The following is a 218-nucleotide window of genomic DNA, read 5'->3' as shown; positions in this document are numbered from 1 at the left end:
GAACAATGGTTAAAGTCTGGTTTTATGGACAAAGGGCTGTTTTATCGTACTGATGAGGGCACGCCACAAGGAGGGGTTATATCCCCCACCTTGATGCTAATGACTCTTGCTGGACTTGAGCAGCGCATAAAGTCTACAGCACTCAAAAAGGGTGCCAGAGCCAACTTTATTGGATACGCCGACGATTTCGTCGTCACCTGCGCTTCAAAGGAAGTGCT

Annotated in this window: 1 protein-coding gene; it reads left to right on the top strand. The window is 48.2% G+C overall.

From position 1 onward, the window contains the following. Window positions 1-218, top strand: a 218-nt coding sequence (locus H5185_RS22680) for a reverse transcriptase domain-containing protein (RefSeq protein WP_310741717.1), incomplete at both ends; no start/stop codon positions are given.

The sequence above is a fragment of the Shewanella sp. SG44-6 genome (assembly GCF_014164185.1).
Taxonomy (GTDB): domain Bacteria; phylum Pseudomonadota; class Gammaproteobacteria; order Enterobacterales; family Shewanellaceae; genus Shewanella; species Shewanella vesiculosa.
This window is presented reverse-complemented; position numbering and strand designations above follow the sequence as displayed.